Annotated in this window: 21 protein-coding genes and 1 pseudogene; 15 read left to right on the top strand and 7 right to left on the bottom strand. The window is 54.8% G+C overall.

Translation table 11 applies throughout. The features are described from left to right. The first annotated feature begins 11 nt into the window (after nt 1-11). From eutB to eutR, 5 genes are read left to right on the top strand one after another with little or no spacing between them, the layout of a single operon-like run. Entirely contained in the window at nt 12-1,373 is a 1,362-nt protein-coding gene (gene eutB, locus J4617_RS14570) for an ethanolamine ammonia-lyase subunit alpha (RefSeq protein ID WP_000769990.1), read from the top strand. Between the two features lie 18 nt (nt 1,374-1,391). Then, the gene (eutC, locus tag J4617_RS14565; RefSeq protein WP_000372354.1) at nt 1,392-2,288 is read left to right on the top strand and encodes an ethanolamine ammonia-lyase subunit EutC; all 897 of its coding nucleotides are present in this window, start codon (nt 1,392-1,394) and stop codon (nt 2,286-2,288) included. A gap of 9 nt (nt 2,289-2,297) precedes the next feature. Beyond that, on the top strand, nt 2,298-2,957 hold the full coding sequence (gene eutL / locus J4617_RS14560) for an ethanolamine utilization microcompartment protein EutL (RefSeq protein ID WP_001111056.1): 660 nt from the start codon (nt 2,298-2,300) through the stop codon (nt 2,955-2,957). 12 nt (nt 2,958-2,969) lie between these two features. Continuing rightward, nucleotides 2,970-3,464 (top strand): ethanolamine utilization microcompartment protein EutK, encoded by a 495-nt coding sequence (eutK, locus tag J4617_RS14555; RefSeq protein ID WP_000606266.1) that lies wholly within the window; start codon nt 2,970-2,972, stop codon nt 3,462-3,464. A 47-nt stretch (nt 3,465-3,511) separates the two neighbouring features. Continuing rightward, nucleotides 3,512-4,564, top strand: a complete 1,053-nt coding sequence (gene eutR / locus J4617_RS14550; protein WP_000753665.1) for an HTH-type transcriptional regulator EutR — start codon at nt 3,512-3,514, stop codon at nt 4,562-4,564. 175 nt (nt 4,565-4,739) lie between these two features. Here eutR and J4617_RS14545 read toward each other — a convergent pair. From J4617_RS14545 to amiA, 4 genes and pseudogenes are all read right to left on the bottom strand, one after another. Further along, a pseudogene (locus J4617_RS14545) lies at nt 4,740-4,958 on the bottom strand (DUF1963 domain-containing protein); the annotation flags it as partial. A 54-nt stretch (nt 4,959-5,012) separates the two neighbouring features. Then, the gene (locus tag J4617_RS14540; protein WP_001194344.1) at nt 5,013-5,342 is read right to left on the bottom strand and encodes a hypothetical protein; all 330 of its coding nucleotides are present in this window, start codon (nt 5,340-5,342) and stop codon (nt 5,013-5,015) included. A gap of 20 nt (nt 5,343-5,362) precedes the next feature. Further along, complete coding sequence (gene hemF, locus J4617_RS14535) at nt 5,363-6,262, bottom strand: oxygen-dependent coproporphyrinogen oxidase (RefSeq protein WP_017465495.1); 900 nt, start codon at nt 6,260-6,262, stop codon at nt 5,363-5,365. 2 nt (nt 6,263-6,264) lie between these two features. Beyond that, nucleotides 6,265-7,134: an N-acetylmuramoyl-L-alanine amidase AmiA gene (gene amiA / locus J4617_RS14530; protein ID WP_000102880.1), complete on the bottom strand. Its 870-nt coding sequence runs from the start codon at nt 7,132-7,134 to the stop codon at nt 6,265-6,267. A 212-nt stretch (nt 7,135-7,346) separates the two neighbouring features. On the opposite strand from amiA, the gene J4617_RS14525 reads away from it, so the two are divergent. The 10 genes from J4617_RS14525 (at nt 7,347) to cysM (ending at nt 15,816) form a co-directional block, all read left to right on the top strand. Then, on the top strand, nt 7,347-7,772 hold the full coding sequence (locus J4617_RS14525) for a GNAT family acetyltransferase (RefSeq protein WP_000406008.1): 426 nt from the start codon (nt 7,347-7,349) through the stop codon (nt 7,770-7,772). Then, nucleotides 7,759-8,208 carry a DUF2919 domain-containing protein gene (locus tag J4617_RS14520; protein WP_017465496.1) on the top strand — a complete coding sequence of 150 codons (450 nt, stop codon included), beginning with the start codon at nt 7,759-7,761 and terminating at the stop codon, nt 8,206-8,208. The genes J4617_RS14525 and J4617_RS14520 overlap by 14 nt, the downstream gene beginning before the upstream one ends. 61 nt (nt 8,209-8,269) lie before the next feature. After that, a complete protein-coding gene (locus J4617_RS14515) occupies nt 8,270-8,845 on the top strand; it encodes an RpoE-regulated lipoprotein (RefSeq protein ID WP_017465497.1) in 576 nt (191 codons plus the stop codon). Between the two features lie 94 nt (nt 8,846-8,939). After that, nucleotides 8,940-9,839, top strand: coding sequence for a porphyrinogen peroxidase (gene yfeX, locus J4617_RS14510; protein ID WP_000084583.1), 900 nt, complete (start codon nt 8,940-8,942; stop codon nt 9,837-9,839). 237 nt (nt 9,840-10,076) lie between these two features. Next, nucleotides 10,077-10,868 carry an SDR family oxidoreductase UcpA gene (gene ucpA / locus J4617_RS14505; protein ID WP_000517460.1) on the top strand — a complete coding sequence of 264 codons (792 nt, stop codon included), beginning with the start codon at nt 10,077-10,079 and terminating at the stop codon, nt 10,866-10,868. A gap of 157 nt (nt 10,869-11,025) precedes the next feature. Beyond that, the gene (gene cysP / locus J4617_RS14500) at nt 11,026-12,042 is read left to right on the top strand and encodes a thiosulfate/sulfate ABC transporter substrate-binding protein CysP (protein WP_017465498.1); all 1,017 of its coding nucleotides are present in this window, start codon (nt 11,026-11,028) and stop codon (nt 12,040-12,042) included. Continuing rightward, nucleotides 12,042-12,875, top strand: coding sequence for a sulfate/thiosulfate ABC transporter permease CysT (gene cysT, locus J4617_RS14495; RefSeq protein WP_000881746.1), 834 nt, complete (start codon nt 12,042-12,044; stop codon nt 12,873-12,875). The genes cysP and cysT overlap by 1 nt, the downstream gene beginning before the upstream one ends. Beyond that, complete coding sequence (gene cysW / locus J4617_RS14490) at nt 12,875-13,750, top strand: sulfate/thiosulfate ABC transporter permease CysW (RefSeq protein ID WP_000852705.1); 876 nt, start codon at nt 12,875-12,877, stop codon at nt 13,748-13,750. The genes cysT and cysW overlap by 1 nt, the downstream gene beginning before the upstream one ends. After that, a complete protein-coding gene (cysA, locus tag J4617_RS14485; RefSeq protein ID WP_000021071.1) occupies nt 13,740-14,837 on the top strand; it encodes a sulfate/thiosulfate ABC transporter ATP-binding protein CysA in 1,098 nt (365 codons plus the stop codon). Before cysW ends, cysA begins: the two co-directional genes overlap by 11 nt. A 67-nt stretch (nt 14,838-14,904) precedes the next feature. Next, nucleotides 14,905-15,816, top strand: coding sequence for a cysteine synthase CysM (cysM, locus tag J4617_RS14480; RefSeq protein WP_001093874.1), 912 nt, complete (start codon nt 14,905-14,907; stop codon nt 15,814-15,816). Between the two features lie 130 nt (nt 15,817-15,946). Here the strand turns inward: cysM and J4617_RS14475 are convergent, their stop codons facing one another. The 3 genes from J4617_RS14475 to J4617_RS14465 are packed head-to-tail and all read right to left on the bottom strand — an operon-like array spanning nt 15,947 to nt 17,657. Then, on the bottom strand, nt 15,947-16,486 hold the full coding sequence (locus J4617_RS14475) for a transglycosylase domain-containing protein (protein WP_017465499.1): 540 nt from the start codon (nt 16,484-16,486) through the stop codon (nt 15,947-15,949). A gap of 12 nt (nt 16,487-16,498) precedes the next feature. Further along, nucleotides 16,499-16,879, bottom strand: coding sequence for a YfeK family protein (locus J4617_RS14470; RefSeq protein ID WP_000710729.1), 381 nt, complete (start codon nt 16,877-16,879; stop codon nt 16,499-16,501). A gap of 58 nt (nt 16,880-16,937) precedes the next feature. After that, nucleotides 16,938-17,657 (bottom strand): GMP synthase, encoded by a 720-nt coding sequence (locus tag J4617_RS14465; protein WP_001263753.1) that lies wholly within the window; start codon nt 17,655-17,657, stop codon nt 16,938-16,940. Between the last annotated feature and the right edge of the window lie 14 nt (nt 17,658-17,671).

Genomic DNA, 17,671 nt, shown 5'->3' with positions numbered 1-17,671 from the left:
GGGAACGACTTATGAAACTAAAGACCACATTGTTCGGCAATGTTTATCAGTTTAAGGATGTAAAAGAGGTACTGGCTAAAGCCAACGAACTGCGTTCGGGGGATGTGCTGGCCGGGGTTGCCGCGGCAAGTTCGCAGGAGCGCGTAGCGGCAAAACAGGTACTGTCGGAAATGACGGTGGCGGATATCCGCAACAATCCGGTGATTGCCTATGAAGAGGACTGCGTGACGCGCCTGATTCAGGATGACGTCAACGAAACGGCCTATAACCGGATTAAAAACTGGAGCATCAGCGAACTGCGTGAATACGTACTGAGCGATGAAACCTCCGTGGACGACATCGCGTTTACCCGCAAAGGGCTGACCTCCGAAGTGGTGGCGGCAGTAGCGAAAATCTGCTCCAACGCTGACCTGATCTACGGCGGCAAGAAAATGCCGGTGATCAAAAAAGCCAATACCACCATCGGTATTCCGGGCACCTTTAGCTGCCGTTTGCAGCCGAACGATACCCGTGACGATGTACAGAGTATCGCCGCGCAAATCTACGAAGGGCTTTCTTTCGGCGCAGGCGATGCGGTGATCGGCGTTAACCCGGTGACCGATGACGTGGAGAACCTGACCCGCGTGCTCGACACCGTTTACGGCGTTATCGATAAATTCAATATTCCGACCCAGGGCTGCGTGCTGGCGCATGTCACCACCCAGATTGAAGCGATTCGCCGCGGCGCGCCGGGCGGACTGATTTTCCAGAGCATTTGCGGCAGCGAGAAGGGCTTAAAAGAGTTCGGTGTGGAACTGGCGATGCTCGACGAAGCGCGGGCTGTGGGGGCGGAGTTCAACCGTATCGCCGGGGAAAACTGCCTGTACTTTGAAACCGGGCAGGGCTCGGCGCTGTCGGCTGGCGCGAACTTTGGTGCCGACCAGGTGACGATGGAAGCGCGTAACTACGGGCTGGCTCGCCACTACGATCCGTTCCTGGTGAACACCGTGGTGGGCTTTATCGGGCCGGAGTATCTCTACAACGACAGGCAGATTATCCGCGCCGGTCTCGAAGATCACTTTATGGGCAAGCTGAGCGGCATCTCGATGGGCTGCGACTGCTGCTATACCAACCATGCCGATGCCGACCAGAACCTTAACGAAAACCTGATGATTCTGCTCGCCACTGCCGGCTGTAACTACATCATGGGGATGCCGCTCGGCGACGACATCATGCTCAACTACCAGACCACCGCTTTCCACGATACCGCCACCGTCCGTCAGTTGCTGAATTTACGGCCGTCGCCGGAGTTTGAACGCTGGCTGGAAACGATGGGCATTATGGCAAACGGTCGTCTGACCAAACGGGCGGGCGATCCGTCACTGTTCTTCTGATGACGCGGGGATAACACCATGGATCAAAAACAGATTGAAGAAATTGTACGTAGCGTGATGGCGTCAATGGGACAGGACGTACCGCAGCCCGTCGCGCCGTCAACGCAGGAAGGCGCAAAGCCGCAGTGCGCCGCGCCGACGGTGACCGAAAGCTGCGCGCTGGATTTAGGTTCCGCAGAGGCAAAAGCCTGGATTGGCGTCGAGAACCCGCATCGTGCGGACGTGCTGACCGAACTGCGTCGCAGTACTGCGGCACGCGTCTGTACGGGTCGTGCCGGGCCGCGTCCGCGCACCCAGGCGCTGTTGCGCTTCCTGGCGGATCACTCCCGTTCGAAAGATACCGTGCTCAAAGAGGTGCCGGAAGAGTGGGTAAAAGCGCAAGGGCTGCTGGAAGTGCGTTCGGAGATCAGCGACAAAAACCTGTACCTGACGCGCCCGGATATGGGGCGTCGCCTGAGCCCGGAAGCCATTGACGCGCTGAAGTCACAGTGCGTGATGAACCCGGATGTGCAGGTAGTGGTCTCCGATGGCCTCTCTACGGATGCGATCACCGCCAACTATGAAGAGATCCTGCCGCCGCTGCTTGCTGGTCTGAAGCAGGCCGGGCTGAACGTCGGCACGCCGTTCTTTGTGCGCTATGGCCGTGTGAAGATTGAAGATCAGATTGGCGAAATTCTCGGCGCGAAGGTCGTCATCCTGCTGGTGGGCGAACGTCCGGGGCTGGGGCAGTCGGAAAGCCTCTCCTGCTACGCCGTCTATTCCCCGCGCGTGGCGACCACCGTCGAGGCCGACAGAACCTGTATTTCAAACATTCATCAGGGGGGGACGCCGCCAGTAGAAGCTGCCGCCGTGATTGTGGATTTGGCCAAACGGATGCTGGAGCAGAAAGCGTCCGGCATCAACATGACCCGTTAAGGAGACATCATGCCTGCATTAGATTTGATTCGACCTTCAGTGACTGCCATGCGCGTGATTGCCTCCGTGAATGACGGCTTTGCGCGGGAACTTAAATTACCGCCACATATACGTAGTCTCGGACTCATCACGGCAGATTCTGATGATGTGACCTATATTGCCGCTGACGAAGCGACCAAACAGGCGATGGTGGAAGTAGTCTATGGCCGCTCCCTCTATGCCGGGGCGGCTCACGGGCCGTCGCCTACCGCCGGTGAGGTGTTGATTATGCTGGGCGGACCGAACCCGGCGGAAGTGCGCGCCGGTCTGGATGCAATGGTCGCCAGCATTGAAAACGGCGCGGCGTTCCAGTGGGCGAACGATGCGGAAAATACCGCGTTCCTGGCGCATGTGGTTTCGCGTACCGGCTCGTACCTCTCGTCTACCGCAGGTATCGCGCTGGGCGATCCAATGGCCTACCTGGTGGCGCCGCCGCTGGAAGCGACATTCGGCATTGACGCGGCGATGAAATCCGCTGACGTTCAGCTGGTGACTTACGTGCCGCCGCCGTCGGAAACCAACTATTCGGCCGCGTTCTTAACGGGAAGCCAGGCCGCGTGTAAAGCCGCCTGCAACGCCTTTACCGACGCCGTGCTGGATATCGCCCGTAACCCTGTCCAGCGTGCGTAACGGAGGCTGCCAATGATCAATGCCCTGGGATTACTGGAAGTGGACGGAATGGTCGCCGCCGTCGATGCGGCGGATGCCATGCTGAAAGCGGCCAACGTGCGTTTGCTCAGTCATCAAGTGCTCGACCCTGGCAGGTTAACGCTGGTGGTGGAGGGCGATCTGGCGGCGTGTCGTGCGGCGCTGGATGCCGGAAGCGCCGCCGCGCAGCGCACAGGCCGTGTGATTAGCCGCAAAGAAATTGGTCGTCCGGAAGAGGACACCCAGTGGCTGATTGGCGGGTTTGCGCGTGCGACAACGCCGACTGAGAAAGCGCCCCAGGTACCCGCAACGCCTGAGTTCGCTGAGGCGTTATTGGCGCTGCTGGCATCAGTACGCCAGGGAATGACGGCGGGAGAGGTTGCCGCGCATTTTGGCTGGCCGCTGGAGCAGGCCAGAAACGTGCTGGAACAACTCTTTTCTGACGGAGCGTTGCGTAAACGCAGTAGTCGCTATCGCATCAAAAATTAATCTGTCGGAGGGCCGGGCGTCCTGGCGGGCGTCCGGCATAGAAGATCATGAAAAAGACCCGTACAGCGAATTTGCACCATCTTTATCATGAAGCGTTACCCGAAGACGTTAAACTTACGCCCAGAGTCGAGGTGGACAATGTTCATCAGCGACGGACGACGGATGTCTATGAACATGCTCTGACTATCACCGCCTGGCAGCAGATCTACGATCAGTTACACCCGGGTAAATTTCATGGCGAGTTCACGGAAATCCTGCTTGATGAGATTCAGGTGTTCCGTGAATACACCGGCCTGGCGCTGCGTCAGTCGTGTCTGGTTTGGCCAAACTCTTTCTGGTTTGGTATTCCGGCGACGCGCGGCGAACAGGGATTTATCGGCGCGCAGGGGCTCGGCAGCGCCGAGATTGCCACCCGACCGGGAGGCACCGAGTTTGAACTGAGCACGCCGGATGATTACACCATTCTGGGCGTCGTTATCTCGGAAGATGTTATTTCCCGTCAGGCCACGTTTTTGCATAACCCGGAAAGGGTGCTGCATATGCTGCGTAACCAGTTAGCGCTGGAGGTAAAAGAGCAGCATAAAGCGGCGCTGTGGGGCTTTGTGCAGCAGGCGCTGGCCACCTTCAGCGAGAGTCCTGAAACCCTGCATCAACCTGCGGTGCGTAAGGTCTTGAGTGATAATTTGTTGCTGGCGATGGGCACGATGCTGGAAGAGGCGAAGCCGATTCATAGCGCCGAGAGCATCAGCCATCAGGGATATCGTAGGCTACTGTCGCGGGCGCGGGAATATGTGCTGGAAAATATGTCGGAGCCGCTGACGGTGCTCGACTTATGTAACCAGCTACACGTAAGCCGTCGCACGCTGCAAAATGCGTTTCACGCCATTTTGGGCATTGGCCCCAATGCGTGGCTGAAACGTATTCGCTTAAACGCAGTACGCCGGGAACTGATTAGCCCGTGGTCGCAGAGCGCCACGGTCAAAGATGCCGCGATGCAGTGGGGATTCTGGCATCTGGGGCAATTTGCCACCGATTATCAGCAATTATTTGCCGAAAAACCGTCGTTGACGCTGCATCAACGGATGCGGCAATGGGCTTGATATTGATGGGGAGGCTCTCCGGTTGCTGATAACGTGCGCGTGTCGGGAATTGCCCGGTGGCAGCTGGCGCCTTACCGGGCCTACGGATTCGCTGCCGTCTGTGGTTGGTAGCCCGGACAAGGCGCGCCAGCGCCGCCTCCGGGGAACCGCGCGCAATTTTGCCTCCGCTGATAAGCCCGTAAAGCATCCCATTGGCATATTTCTCAATATCTTCATAACTTATTTGTGCGAGGAACATTATCGTTTGCGCGCACGTTGGGCACGTTGGGTATTCCGCATCCTGAACCCAGGCCGGGTGGCCGCCGAGCTGTGAGAAGGTCGTGGGTGAATTAGGAACGGCCGTGGCGAAAACGGTGTTATATGCCGTACAACGCTACCAGGTCAGAATGCGAATTACCGAGTTCTTTATCTACAATGAACTCGTTTATTTCTACGAGCCTGCTTTTATTCAACGGCCAACCGGATAGGCGATAAACAAACCGGCTATCGTCAAAATACATGACAGTAGGCATAGCAAGATACAGTTAACGCTTTTACGCGGAATATGAATAATAAAGCAGAGTAATGCTATCAGGGCCATGACCACAGGGATGGTCACCATATTGATAACCAGAAGCACGATCAGACCGAAGCTCACCCCTCCGCTATGAGGGATGAATATTCTTTCTTCAAAATATATTTCTAGTGTAATGGCAAGCAGGCAGCCAATAAAACTTATACCCAGATGGGGATGCCATTTGGCGTCACTGGTTACTACTTTCCGTGTATTTGTTTGCATTGTTTTACTTTATAAATAAGTTAAATCCAGTCGCGTACCTGAATAAACTCGCTCAGCGCCGCTTCCGGGCTACCCGCTTCCGGCTGCCAGTCGTACTCCCAGCGCACCAGCGGCGGCATCGACATCAGGATAGATTCAGTGCGCCCGCCGGTTTGCAGACCAAACAGGGTGCCTCTGTCCCATACCAGATTGAACTCCACGTAGCGACCGCGGCGATAAAGTTGAAAATTACGCTCCCGCTCTCCCCAGACCATCGCTTTGCGTCGTTCGACAATCGGTAAATACGCCTCGGTGTAGCCGTTACCGACCGCCTGCATAAAAGCAAAACAGTGGTCGAAATCCGGCATATTCAAATCGTCAAAAAACAGGCCGCCGATACCGCGCTGCTCGTTACGATGCTTGAGGAAAAAGTAGTCATCGCACCACTTTTTATAGCGCGGGTACACATCGTCGCCAAACGGCTGGCACAGGTTGCGGGCGGTGCGGTGCCAGTGAACGGCATCCTCTTCAAAGCCGTAGTAGGGCGTTAAATCGAACCCGCCGCCAAACCACCACACCGGATCGGCGCCCGGTTTTTCGGCAATAAAAAAGCGCACGTTAGCATGGCTGGTGGGAATATACGGATTGTGCGGATGCACCACCAGCGATACGCCCATCGCTTCAAAGCTACGCCCGGCGAGTTCTGGCCGATGCGCGGTGGCGGACGCGGGCATTGCATCGCCGTGAACGTGAGAGAAATTAACGCCCGCCTGTTCGAAAATCCCGCCGTTGCGTAATACCCGGCTGCGTCCGCCGCCGCCCGCTTCGCGTCGCCAGCTATCTTCGACAAAGTTTGCGCCATCCACAGCGGATAACGTTTGGCAAATATCATCCTGCAGGCGTAGCAGAAACTGTTTTACGTGATGTGCATCGGGTTTCATGATTACCGTTTCTTCGTGTGCGCTTTCTGATTATCAAACCAGTGAAAATAACTGATGATGCCGTTGGCGATCGCCGTAGCGATTTTCTGGCGAAACGCCGTCGTGCCCAGCAGGCGTTCTTCTTCCGGATTGGTAATAAACGAGGTTTCGACCAGTACCGACGGAATTGACGGTGATTTTAGCACCACAAAAGCCGCTTGTTCGGTAGTGCGGCTGTGTAATTTATGTATAGGTTTGATTTTCTTGAGAATATGCGAACCCAGCGTCAGACTGTTTTTAATCGTATCGGTTTGCACCAGATCAAACAAAACTTGTTGTAATAGATGATCCCGGTCAGTGGCTTTTTTACCCGCCACTTCGTCCGCGCGGTTTTCACGCTCGGAGAGATACTTCGCCATGGCGCTACTGGCCCCGCGGTTGGAAAGCGCAAAAACGGAAGCGCCCGCCGCTTTCGGGTTGGTAAAACCATCGGCATGAATGGACATAAACAGATCCGCGCCGTGCTTATGGGCGATTTCCACCCGATCGTACAGCGGAATAAAGGTATCCCCTGTCCGGGTTAAACGCGCATCGATTCCGTGATTTCGCAAAATAGCGCGTACGTTTTTGGCAATTGCCAGTACGACGTGTTTTTCCTGAGAACCGTTGCGGCCAATCGCGCCGGTATCGATGCCGCCGTGTCCGGGGTCGAGCATCACCAGCCGTTTACTGCCGGTTTTTTTGGTTTTGGGTTTGCTGTGACCATTACTGGTTTTTAGCGTTTCTTCTTTGGCTATTGCGTGCGACATACCTGACAGCGTCAGGGCCGCCAGACCTGTTTTGAGTACCTGGCGGCGCGAAGTGAGAGTTTTTAGGAGTTTAAAAGTGCTCATACGGCCTGAGTTGTGAAAATTAAGTTCAAGATGTTATATCGTATCGCGTAATCCGTTACGACGGTTGGTGATGAGAATTGTTTTACTTTTCATTTCAATACGTGACACATCGCCATTATGCCATTTTTTCCGCTACATCGCGTCAGATATTGGCTGAATCAGATGTTTGCGCCATAATCTTGGTTTTTCCACCCGAAAAGGCAACGAATACCATGGAAATACGCGTTTTTCGCCAGGAAGATTTCGAAGAGGTGATTACCCTCTGGGAGCGTTGCGACCTGCTGCGTCCATGGAACGATCCTGAAATGGATATTGAACGCAAGGTGAATCACGATGTCAGCTTGTTCCTCGTTGCGGAAGTTAGCGGCGAAGTCGTCGGTACGGTAATGGGCGGTTATGACGGGCATCGCGGCTCGGCGTATTACCTGGGCGTTCACCCGGAGTTCCGCGGGCGCGGCATTGCGAATGCGTTGCTTAACCGGCTGGAAAAAAAACTCATCGCCCGCGGGTGTCCGAAAATCCAAATTATGGTGCGCGATGATAACGACGTTGTGCTGGGCATGTATGAACGTCTGGGGTATGAGCATTCTGACGCCCTAAGTTTGGGTAAACGCCTGATTGAAGATGAAGAGTACTGAGTTTCATCCAGCCGATTATGATGTAAACGGACGTTTACGCCTGCCGTTTCTGTTCTGGTGCGTACTGCTACTTCAGGCGCGCGCCTGGGTACTCTTTGTCATTGCCGGTTCATCCCGTGGACAGGGTAATACTTTGTTAAACTTTTTTTATCCCGACCATGACAATTTTTGGCTGGGGCTGTTGCCCGGCGTTCCGGCGGTAGTGGCGTTTTTGCTCAGCGGGCGGCGTGAAGCGTTTCCTGGTGTGTGGCGCTGGCTGCGCGGACTCCTGATTCTTGCTCAACTGGTGTCGTTGTGCTGGCTGCCGGTGATGTGGCTGGGTGGCGACCCCGTCAACGGCGTCGGGCTGGCGCTGCTGCTGGCGGACATCGTCGCGCTGATCTGGCTGTTAACCAATCAACGTTTGCGTGCCTGTTTTTCCCTTGAGAAAGAATAACGGCACTTTTTGGCGAACCCGCACTCCAACCAACGTTAATTAATAAAAGAAAGGAAGTGAGATGAAATCGCTGCGTTTGACTTTACTCGCACTGCCGCTGGCGCTGACCGGCTGCTCGACGCTCTCCTCGGTCAACTGGTCTGCCGCAAATCCATGGAACTGGTTTGGTTCCTCGACAGAAGTCACTGAGCAAGGCGTGGGGGCGCTGACCGCCGCCACGCCGCTGGAAGAGCCGGCTATTGTAGAGGCATTAGATGGCGATTATCGCCTGCGTAGCGGTATGAAAACCGATAACGGCAACGTGGTGCGCTTTTTCGAAGCGATGAAGGGCGACAGCGTCGCGATGGTGATCAACGGCGAGCAGGGAACCGTGAGCCGTATTGATGTGCTGGACAGCGATATCCCAACCGCCGCGGGGGGCAAAATCGGTACGCCGTTTAGCGACCTTTACAGCAAAGCGTTTGGTCACTGCGAGCCGGTTTCCAGCGATAGCCATACCAGCGTCGAGTGTAAAGCCGAGGGAAGTCAGCATATTAGCTATGTTTTCTCCGGCGAGTGGAGCGGACCGGAAGGCTTAATGCCTCCTGATGACGTCTTAAAAAACTGGGACGTGCGCAAAATTATCTGGCGTCGTTAATTTGCGCCTGAACAAACCGCTTCGCTTAAAAACAAGGTAAAATAGCCTCCATTAATGCCACGACTGCGTGGCATTCTCATTTTCAGGAGGAATCATGTCTCAGGTTCAAAGTGGCATTTTGCCGGAACATTGCCGTGCGGCAATTTGGATTGAAGCCAATGTAAAAGGCGACCTGGACGCCCTGCGCGCGGCCAGCAGAACATTTGCCGATAAACTGGCGACCTTCGAAGTCAAATTTCCGGACGCCCATCTTGGGGCCGTTGTGGCGTTTGGCAACAACACCTGGCGCGCTCTGAGCGGCGGCGTCGGGGCGGAAGAACTGAAAGATTTTATTCCTTATGGTAAAGGGCTGGCGCCGGCCACGCAGTATGACGTGCTGATCCATATCCTTTCCCTGCGCCACGATGTGAATTTTTCTGTTGCCCAGGCGGCGATGGAAGCCTTCGGCGACTGTATCGACGTGAAAGAAGAAGTTCACGGTTTCCGTTGGGTGGAAGAACGCGATCTGAGCGGCTTTGTCGACGGGACAGAGAACCCGGCGGGCGAAGAGACGCGCCGTGAAGTGGCGGTGATCAAAGATGGCGTGGATGCCGGCGGCAGTTATGTGTTCGTGCAGCGTTGGGAACACAATCTCAAGCAACTTAACCGGATGAGTATTCACGATCAGGAGATGATGATCGGGCGTACCAAAGAAGCCAATGAAGAGATTGACGGCGATGCGCGTCCGGCAACGTCTCACCTGAGCCGCGTCGATCTCAAAGAAGATGGCAAAGGGCTGAAGATTGTACGCCAGAGCCTGCCATACGGCACCGCCAGCGGTACTCATGGTCTCTATTTCTGCGCTTACTGCGCACGTCTGCACAATATCGAACAGCAGCTTTTGAGTATGTTCGGCGATACCGACGGTAAACGCGACGCGATGCTGCGCTTCACCAAACCGGTGACTGGCGGCTACTATTTTGCGCCGTCGCTGGATCGCCTGTTAGCGCTATAAGGTAAAACCCTGTCGGATGGCAGCGCAAACGCTTTATTCGACCTACGATTGGTAGGCCTGATAAGCGCAGCGTCATCAGGCAGAACAGCATAAAAATGCCCATCCCCGCCTCCGCGGGGATTTTTTTACCTAATATTTACCTGAATTAGTGAGCTATTCCTCAGCACTTATTTGTTATTACTGTATTTTCAGTGTTAATGGAGTGTAAGACTCCATATTCAAAAGGAGACATTGAAAATGGGTAAACTCACGGGCAAGACAGCATTGATTACGGGCGCATCGCAGGGCATTGGCGAAGGGATCGCTCGCGTATTCGCACGCCACGGCGCGAACTTAATCTTGCTGGATATCTCCGATGAGATTGAAAAGCTGGCGGATGAGCTGGGCGGGCGCGGGCATCGCTGCACTGCCGTTAAGGCTGACGTCAGAGATTTTGCTTCGGTGCAGGCGGCGGTTGCGCGCGCCAAAGAGACTGAAGGTAGAATTGATATTTTGGTGAATAACGCTGGCGTGTGCCGTCTGGGCAACTTCCTCGATATGAGTGAAGAAGATCGCGATTTCCACATTGATATTAATATTAAAGGTGTCTGGAACGTCACCAAAGCCGTCCTGCCGGAGATGATTAAACGTAAAGATGGCCGCATTGTGATGATGTCTTCCGTCACGGGAGATATGGTGGCGGACCCGGGTGAAACGGCCTATGCGCTGTCAAAAGCCGCCATTGTCGGTTTAACCAAATCGCTGGCGGTAGAGTATGCGCAGTCCGGTATTCGTGTGAATGCCATTTGCCCCGGTTATGTAAGAACGCCGATGGCGGAAAGCATTGCCCGTCAGTCTAATCCTGACGATCCGGAGTCGGTATTAACGGAAATGGCAAAAGCTATTCCGCTACGCCGTCTTGCCGATCCGCTGGAAGTAGGGGAACTGGCGGCATTTCTGGCTTCCGATGAGTCCAGCTATCTTACCGGAACGCAAAACGTCATTGATGGCGGCAGTACCCTGCCTGAAAGCGTAAGCGTAGGCGTCTGATTGATGCCGGTCTCCTCCCCGCGCCGCGTGGGGAGGGATTCTCTTATTCCCTTTTCAACTTTCAAATCATCAAACGGTATATAAAACCGTTACTCCTTTAGCGCTGGTTATAAATATGATGACCATAAGAAAGTCATTAAATTTATAAGGGTGCGCAATGGCCGTTAACTTACTGAAAAAGAGACCCCTGACGCTGGCAGCAATGCTGTTACTGGCAGGTCAGGCGCAGGCGACGGAACTGCTGAACAGCTCATACGATGTCTCCCGCGAGCTGTTTGCCGCCCTTAACCCACCGTTTGAGCAACAATGGGCGAAGGATACCGGCGGCGATAAGCTGACGATTAAGCAGTCTCATGCCGGGTCATCAAAACAGGCGCTGGCGATTTTGCAGGGACTGAAGGCAGACGTCGTGACCTACAATCAGGTGACCGATGTACAGATTCTCCATGATAAAGGCAAACTGATCCCTGCCGACTGGCAAAGCCGTCTGCCGAACAACAGTTCGCCATTCTATTCCACGATGGGCTTCCTGGTGCGCAAGGGGAACCCGAAAAATATTCACGACTGGAGCGATCTTGTACGTTCCGACGTGAAGCTGATTTTCCCTAACCCGAAAACCTCCGGCAACGCCCGTTACACGTATCTGGCGGCATGGGGCGCGGCGGATAACGCGGACGGCGGCGATAAAGCCAAAACCGAACAGTTTATGACCCAGTTCCTGAAAAACGTCGAAGTGTTTGATACCGGCGGTCGCGGCGCTACGACTACCTTTGCCGAGCGTGGTCTGGGCGATGTGCTGATTAGTTTTGAGTCGGAAGTGAACAATATCCGCAAACAATATGAAGCCCAGGGATTTGAAGTGGTGATCCCGAAAACGAACATTCTTGCTGAATTCCCTGTCGCCTGGGTAGATAAAAACGTGCAGGCCAACGGCACAGAAAAAGCCGCCAAAGCTTACCTGAACTGGCTGTATAGCCCGCAGGCGCAGACCATCATCACCCATTACTACTACCGCGTGAATAACCCGGAAATCATGGGCAAGCAAGCAGATAAATTCCCGCAGACCGAACTGTTCCGCGTGGAAGAAAAGTTTGGTTCCTGGCCGGAAGTGATGAAAACGCACTTTGCCAGCGGCGGCGAGCTGGACAAACTGTTGGCGGCGGGGCGTAAGTAATGCTTGCCGTTTCTTCCCGACGCGTGCTGCCCGGCTTTACGTTAAGCCTCGGCACCAGTTTGCTGTTTGTCTGCCTGATCCTGCTGTTGCCGTTGAGCGCACTGGTGATGCAGCTCTCACAGATGAGCTGGTCGCAATACTGGGATGTTGTGACCAACCCACAGGTGGTGGCTGCCTATAAAGTGACGCTGCTGGCGGCATTTGTGGCGTCGATTTTTAATGGCGTGTTTGGCCTGCTGATGGCGTGGATTTTAACCCGCTACCGTTTTCCAGGGCGCACGTTGCTGGATGCGCTGATGGATCTGCCGTTTGCGCTGCCGACAGCGGTAGCGGGGTTAACGCTGGCCTCGCTGTTCTCAGTGAACGGTTTCTACGGTCAGTTTCTTGCGCAGTTTGATATCAAAGTGACCTATACCTGGCTCGGCATTGCGGTGGCGATGGCCTTTACCAGCATTCCATTTGTGGTGCGCACCGTCCAGCCGGTACTGGAAGAGTTGGGGCCGGAATATGAAGAAGCGGCACAAACGCTGGGGGCCACCCGGCTGCAAAGTTTTCGCAAAGTCGTGCTGCCTGAGCTGTCGCCTGCGCTGATTGCCGGCGTGGCGCTCTCTTTTACCCGTAGCCTGGGCGAGTTTGGCGCGGTGATTTTTATCGCCGGAAATATCGCCTGGAAAACAGAAGTGACCTCGCTGATGATTTTTGTGCGTTTGCAGGAGTTTGATTACCCCGCCGCCAGCGCCATTGCCTCGGTGATCCTTGCGGCATCCTTGCTGCTGCTGTTCTCAATTAACACTCTGCAAAGTCGCTTTGGTCGACGTGTGGTAGGTCATTAATGGCGGAAGTGACTCAATTGAAGCGATACGACGTCCCCCGTATTAACTGGGGAAAATGGTTTCTGATTGGCGTCGGGATGCTGGTTTCGGCGTTTATCCTGCTGGTGCCGATGATTTACATCTTCGTGCAGGCGTTCAGCAAAGGGTTAATGCCGGTACTGCAAAATCTGGCCGATCCGGACATGCTGCACGCCATCTGGCTGACGGTGTTGATTGCCTTGATCGCAGTGCCGGTGAATCTGGTGTTCGGCATTCTGCTGGCGTGGCTGGTGACGCGCTTTAACTTCCCCGGCCGTCAGCTACTGCTGACCCTGCTGGATATTCCCTTTGCCGTCTCGCCGGTGGTGGCCGGTCTGGTTTATCTGCTGTTTTATGGCTCCAACGGCCCGTTGGGCGGCTGGCTGGATGAGCATAATTTGCAAATGATGTTCTCCTGGCCGGGGATGGTACTGGTCACTATTTTTGTCACCTGCCCGTTTGTGGTGCGCGAACTGGTGCCAGTGATGCTCAGCCAGGGCAGTCAGGAAGATGAGGCGGCGATTTTACTGGGCGCATCCGGCTGGCAAATGTTTCGCCGCGTGACGTTGCCGAATATTCGCTGGGCGCTACTTTACGGCGTGGTGTTAACCAACGCCCGCGCGATTGGCGAGTTTGGCGCGGTGTCGGTGGTGTCCGGCTCGATTCGCGGCGAAACGTTATCGCTACCGTTACAGATTGAATTACTGGAGCAGGACTACAACACCGTCGGCTCCTTTACCGCCGCCGCATTGTTGACGCTAATGGCGATTATTACCCTGTTTTTGAAGAGCATGTTGCAATGGCGTCTGGAGAATCAGGAAAAACGCGCGCAACAGGAGGAAAATCATGAGCATTGAGATCGCCAGAATTAAGAAATCCTTTGGTCGCACTCAGGTACTGAATGATATCTCGCTGGATATTCCTTCCGGCCAGATGGTTGCCTTGTTGGGGCCGTCAGGTTCCGGCAAAACGACGCTGCTGCGCATTATTGCCGGGCTGGAGCATCAGTCCAGCGGTCATATTCGTTTCCACGGTACGGACGTTAGCCGCCTGCACGCGCGTGAGCGTAAAGTCGGTTTTGTGTTTCAGCACTATGCGCTGTTTCGCCATATGACGGTGTTTGACAACATCGCTTTTGGCCTGACGGTGCTGCCGCGACGCGACCGCCCAACTGCGGCGGCGATTAAAACGAAAGTGACGCAATTGCTGGAGATGGTGCAACTGGCGCACCTCGCGGATCGCTTCCCCGCCCAGCTTTCCGGCGGACAAAAACAGCGCGTGGCGCTGGCGCGCGCGCTTGCCGTGGAACCGCAAATTCTACTGCTGGATGAACCGTTTGGCGCGCTGGATGCCCAGGTACGTAAAGAGTTACGTCGCTGGTTACGCCAGTTACATGAAGAACTGAAATTCACCAGCGTCTTTGTCACCCACGATCAGGAAGAAGCGACGGAAGTGGCGGATCGGGTGGTGGTGATGAGTCAGGGCAATATCGAACAGGCTGATGCGCCGGATCGAGTGTGGCGTGAACCGGCAACCCGCTTCGTACTGGAGTTTATGGGCGAGGTGAACCGCCTGACAGGCACCGTCCGCGGCGGGCAGTTTCACGTTGGCGCGCATCGCTGGCCGCTGGGTTATACGCCCGCGTACCAGGGGCCGGTCGATCTGTTCCTGCGTCCGTGGGAGGTGGATATTAGCCGCCGCACCAGCCTGGATTCTCCGCTACCAGTACAGGTCATTGAGGCCAGCCCGAAAGGTCACTATACACAGTTAGTGGTACAGCCGCTGGGGTGGTATCACGATCCGCTGACGGTGGTGATGGCGGGTGACGACGTCCCGCAGCGCGGCGAGCGTTTGTTTGTTGGACTGCAAAAAGCGCGTCTGTATAACGGCGACCAGCGTATTGAAACGCGTGAAGAGGAACTTGCTCTGGCGCAATCGGCCTGATAGGTTAATTTGTATAGTTATCGCCCGGTGGCGCTACGCATACCGGGCTTTTTTACGAGCTGAAAACGTGAATACATTAGAACAAACCATCGGCAATACGCCGCTGGTCAAATTACAACGTCTGGCGCCGGATAACGGCAGTGAAATCTGGGTTAAGCTGGAAGGCAATAATCCGGCAGGATCGGTGAAAGATCGCGCGGCGCTATCGATGATTGTCGAGGCGGAAAAGCGCGGGGAAATTAAACCGGGCGATGTCCTGATTGAAGCGACCAGCGGCAACACGGGCATTGCGCTGGCGATGATCGCCGCGCTGAAAGGTTATCGCATGAAGCTGTTGATGCCAGACAACATGAGTCAGGAGCGTCGGGCGGCAATGCGGGCCTATGGCGCAGAGCTGATTCTGGTCACTAAAGAGCAGGGAATGGAAGGGGCGCGCGATTTAGCGCTCGCTATGTCTGAACGTGGAGAAGGTAAACTGCTCGATCAGTTTAATAACCCCGATAACCCATATGCGCACTACACCACCACCGGCCCGGAAATCTGGCGGCAAACGTCAGGTCGCATCACCCATTTTGTCTCCAGCATGGGCACCACCGGCACCATTACCGGCGTGTCGCGTTTTCTGCGCGAGCAGGAAAAACCGGTCACCATCGTTGGCCTACAGCCGGAAGAGGGCAGCAGTATTCCGGGCATTCGCCGCTGGCCTGCGGAATATATGCCGGGCATTTTTAACGCCTCGCTGGTAGATGAGGTGCTGGATATTCATCAGAATGATGCCGAAAACACCATGCGTGAACTGGCGGTTCGTGAAGGCATTTTCTGCGGCGTCAGCTCTGGCGGCGCGGTAGCGGGTGCGTTACGCGTCGCACGAGCCACGCCCGGCGCGATAGTGGTGGCGATCATCTGCGATCGCGGCGACCGTTACCTTTCGACCGGCGTGTTTGGTGAAGAGCATTTCAGCCAGGGGGCAGGGATTTAAACTAACAGGTTTAGCTGGTTGGGATATACACAGGCAACGGCGCCTTTGACAAGCGGGAATATCCTGCCGATTTTCTATGTGCGCCAGCGCATTACCGCCGTCTTTTATAATAAAAGCTCGTCTGTTGTTCTTATTGTTGTATTTGTTCCTGGCAAAGCGTCATGTAATGCTTGCTGCTTTCTACCAGCCTGGCTGAACCAGGCCGGTAAAGTGACGGCGCTTTAAACATATAAATCAGTTGTACTTGTTGCTGGCAGGCCATCTCTGTCACTGGTACGTGAAATAACGTTAACGCCGCATTTTTCGTACCGTAAACCGCGTTACCCTGCGAATCCCGGCCATAATACGCTTGCGCCAGCATCATGGCATACAGCTCGTCGTCGCGGTACAGGCTGTCCAAACAGAACACCCAGATCGCGGTCCTGAAATGCCCATCCACGCCAGCTTGGGTATAGAGTAATCTGGCAGTATAAGATTTGGGATGTATTTTGGCCGCAGCGCGGCGCAAAAAACGCGTCTGCGGCGATTCGGACAACCAGAAAGAGGCGCTCTGTAATGCGGTCTGGGCTATGGGACGAATTTCCAGATAATAGTAAACGGTTAACCCTACAGCAAACGCTAACAGAAGCGCGATAACGCCTTTAAAAAACCACAGTAGCACGCCTGGCATTATGATTTTTTCTTACTCAACATTCTTATCCGTTTCCGCAATAAGCGCATGTAAATAAGGCTGTGCATTTTCATCCGCTTTACCGGGAATTTTAACGATATAGGGCTTTCCGGTGATGGACGACGACGACGCGACTTTATCGATAAACTGTTCGGCGGTGTCGATACGATTGCGTGTGTTACCCAGTTTTAAGCGCAGGTGCGATACGGCTTCCTCGCAGTTATGCGCATCACCGTTACGAACGAATGTCAGATCCTTTTTCTGCGCCAGCGCATTAAGCATGGCGTTAATGCGCGCTTCTTCGTGGGCGTTTAGCTTCGCCCAGGCGGGTAGGGTCAGCAGGAGCGCAACGACGGCGCAGACAATTTTCTTCATGGTAAAATCCTTTTTCATGCGATAATCACTGCACCTCAGACCGTTAGCCGGGTAATAAGTTGCACTCCTGGTGGGGTTATTTTTGTGAGTGCGCCAGCGTGAGTTCATCCAGAAAACGCCACAGCTTTTCATTCATTTGCTGGTAATTCCATGCGCGCATTTCGGCAACCGAGCGGATAAAACGCTTCCCTTGCGCGTCGGCCAGCTCCTGCTGCGAATGTTGGATTAATCCTTCAACCGCCTCGACGGTAAATTCCATATGGCACTGGAAACCGTAGACAAAATTACCGTACTGCACTATCTGACGTGGACAGCCTTCGCTTTCGGCCAGCACGGTCGCCTGATCGGTGAGTCCTGGCATATCGTTGTGCCAGTGGCCGACGGTTAACGGTGAGCCAAAGTGGGCGATAAGCGGATGCCGCAGACCGGCTTCAGTGAGCGTAATAGGGTAGTGGCCAATCTCTTTTTCCGGACTTTGGCACACCGCGGCGCCCAGCGCCTCGCCAATGAGCTGCGAACCAAGACAAATGCCGATAACCATTCGCCGGGCCGTAATCGCCTGATTAATTAAGTGCTGTTCGGCGCGAGAGTCAAAGTACGGGCACTCTTCGCGGGTGGTGCGCGGCGACTGCGGACCGCCAAATACCACGAGCATATCGAACTCATCGGCATTGGGCGGTAGCGCTTCTCCGGCATAGACGCGCGACCATGAAATGGTATAACCGCGATCTTCAGCCCATTTCAGATAAGCGCCAGCGGATTCAAACGACTCATGGACAACAAAATGAACTCGCACGTTATTTTCTCCTG

Source organism: Salmonella sp. 32010601201800023SM (genome assembly GCF_017572235.1).
Lineage (GTDB): Bacteria > Pseudomonadota > Gammaproteobacteria > Enterobacterales > Enterobacteriaceae > Salmonella > Salmonella enterica.
The sequence above is the reverse complement of the archived record's forward strand: the minus strand, read 5'-3'. Positions and strand labels throughout refer to the sequence as shown.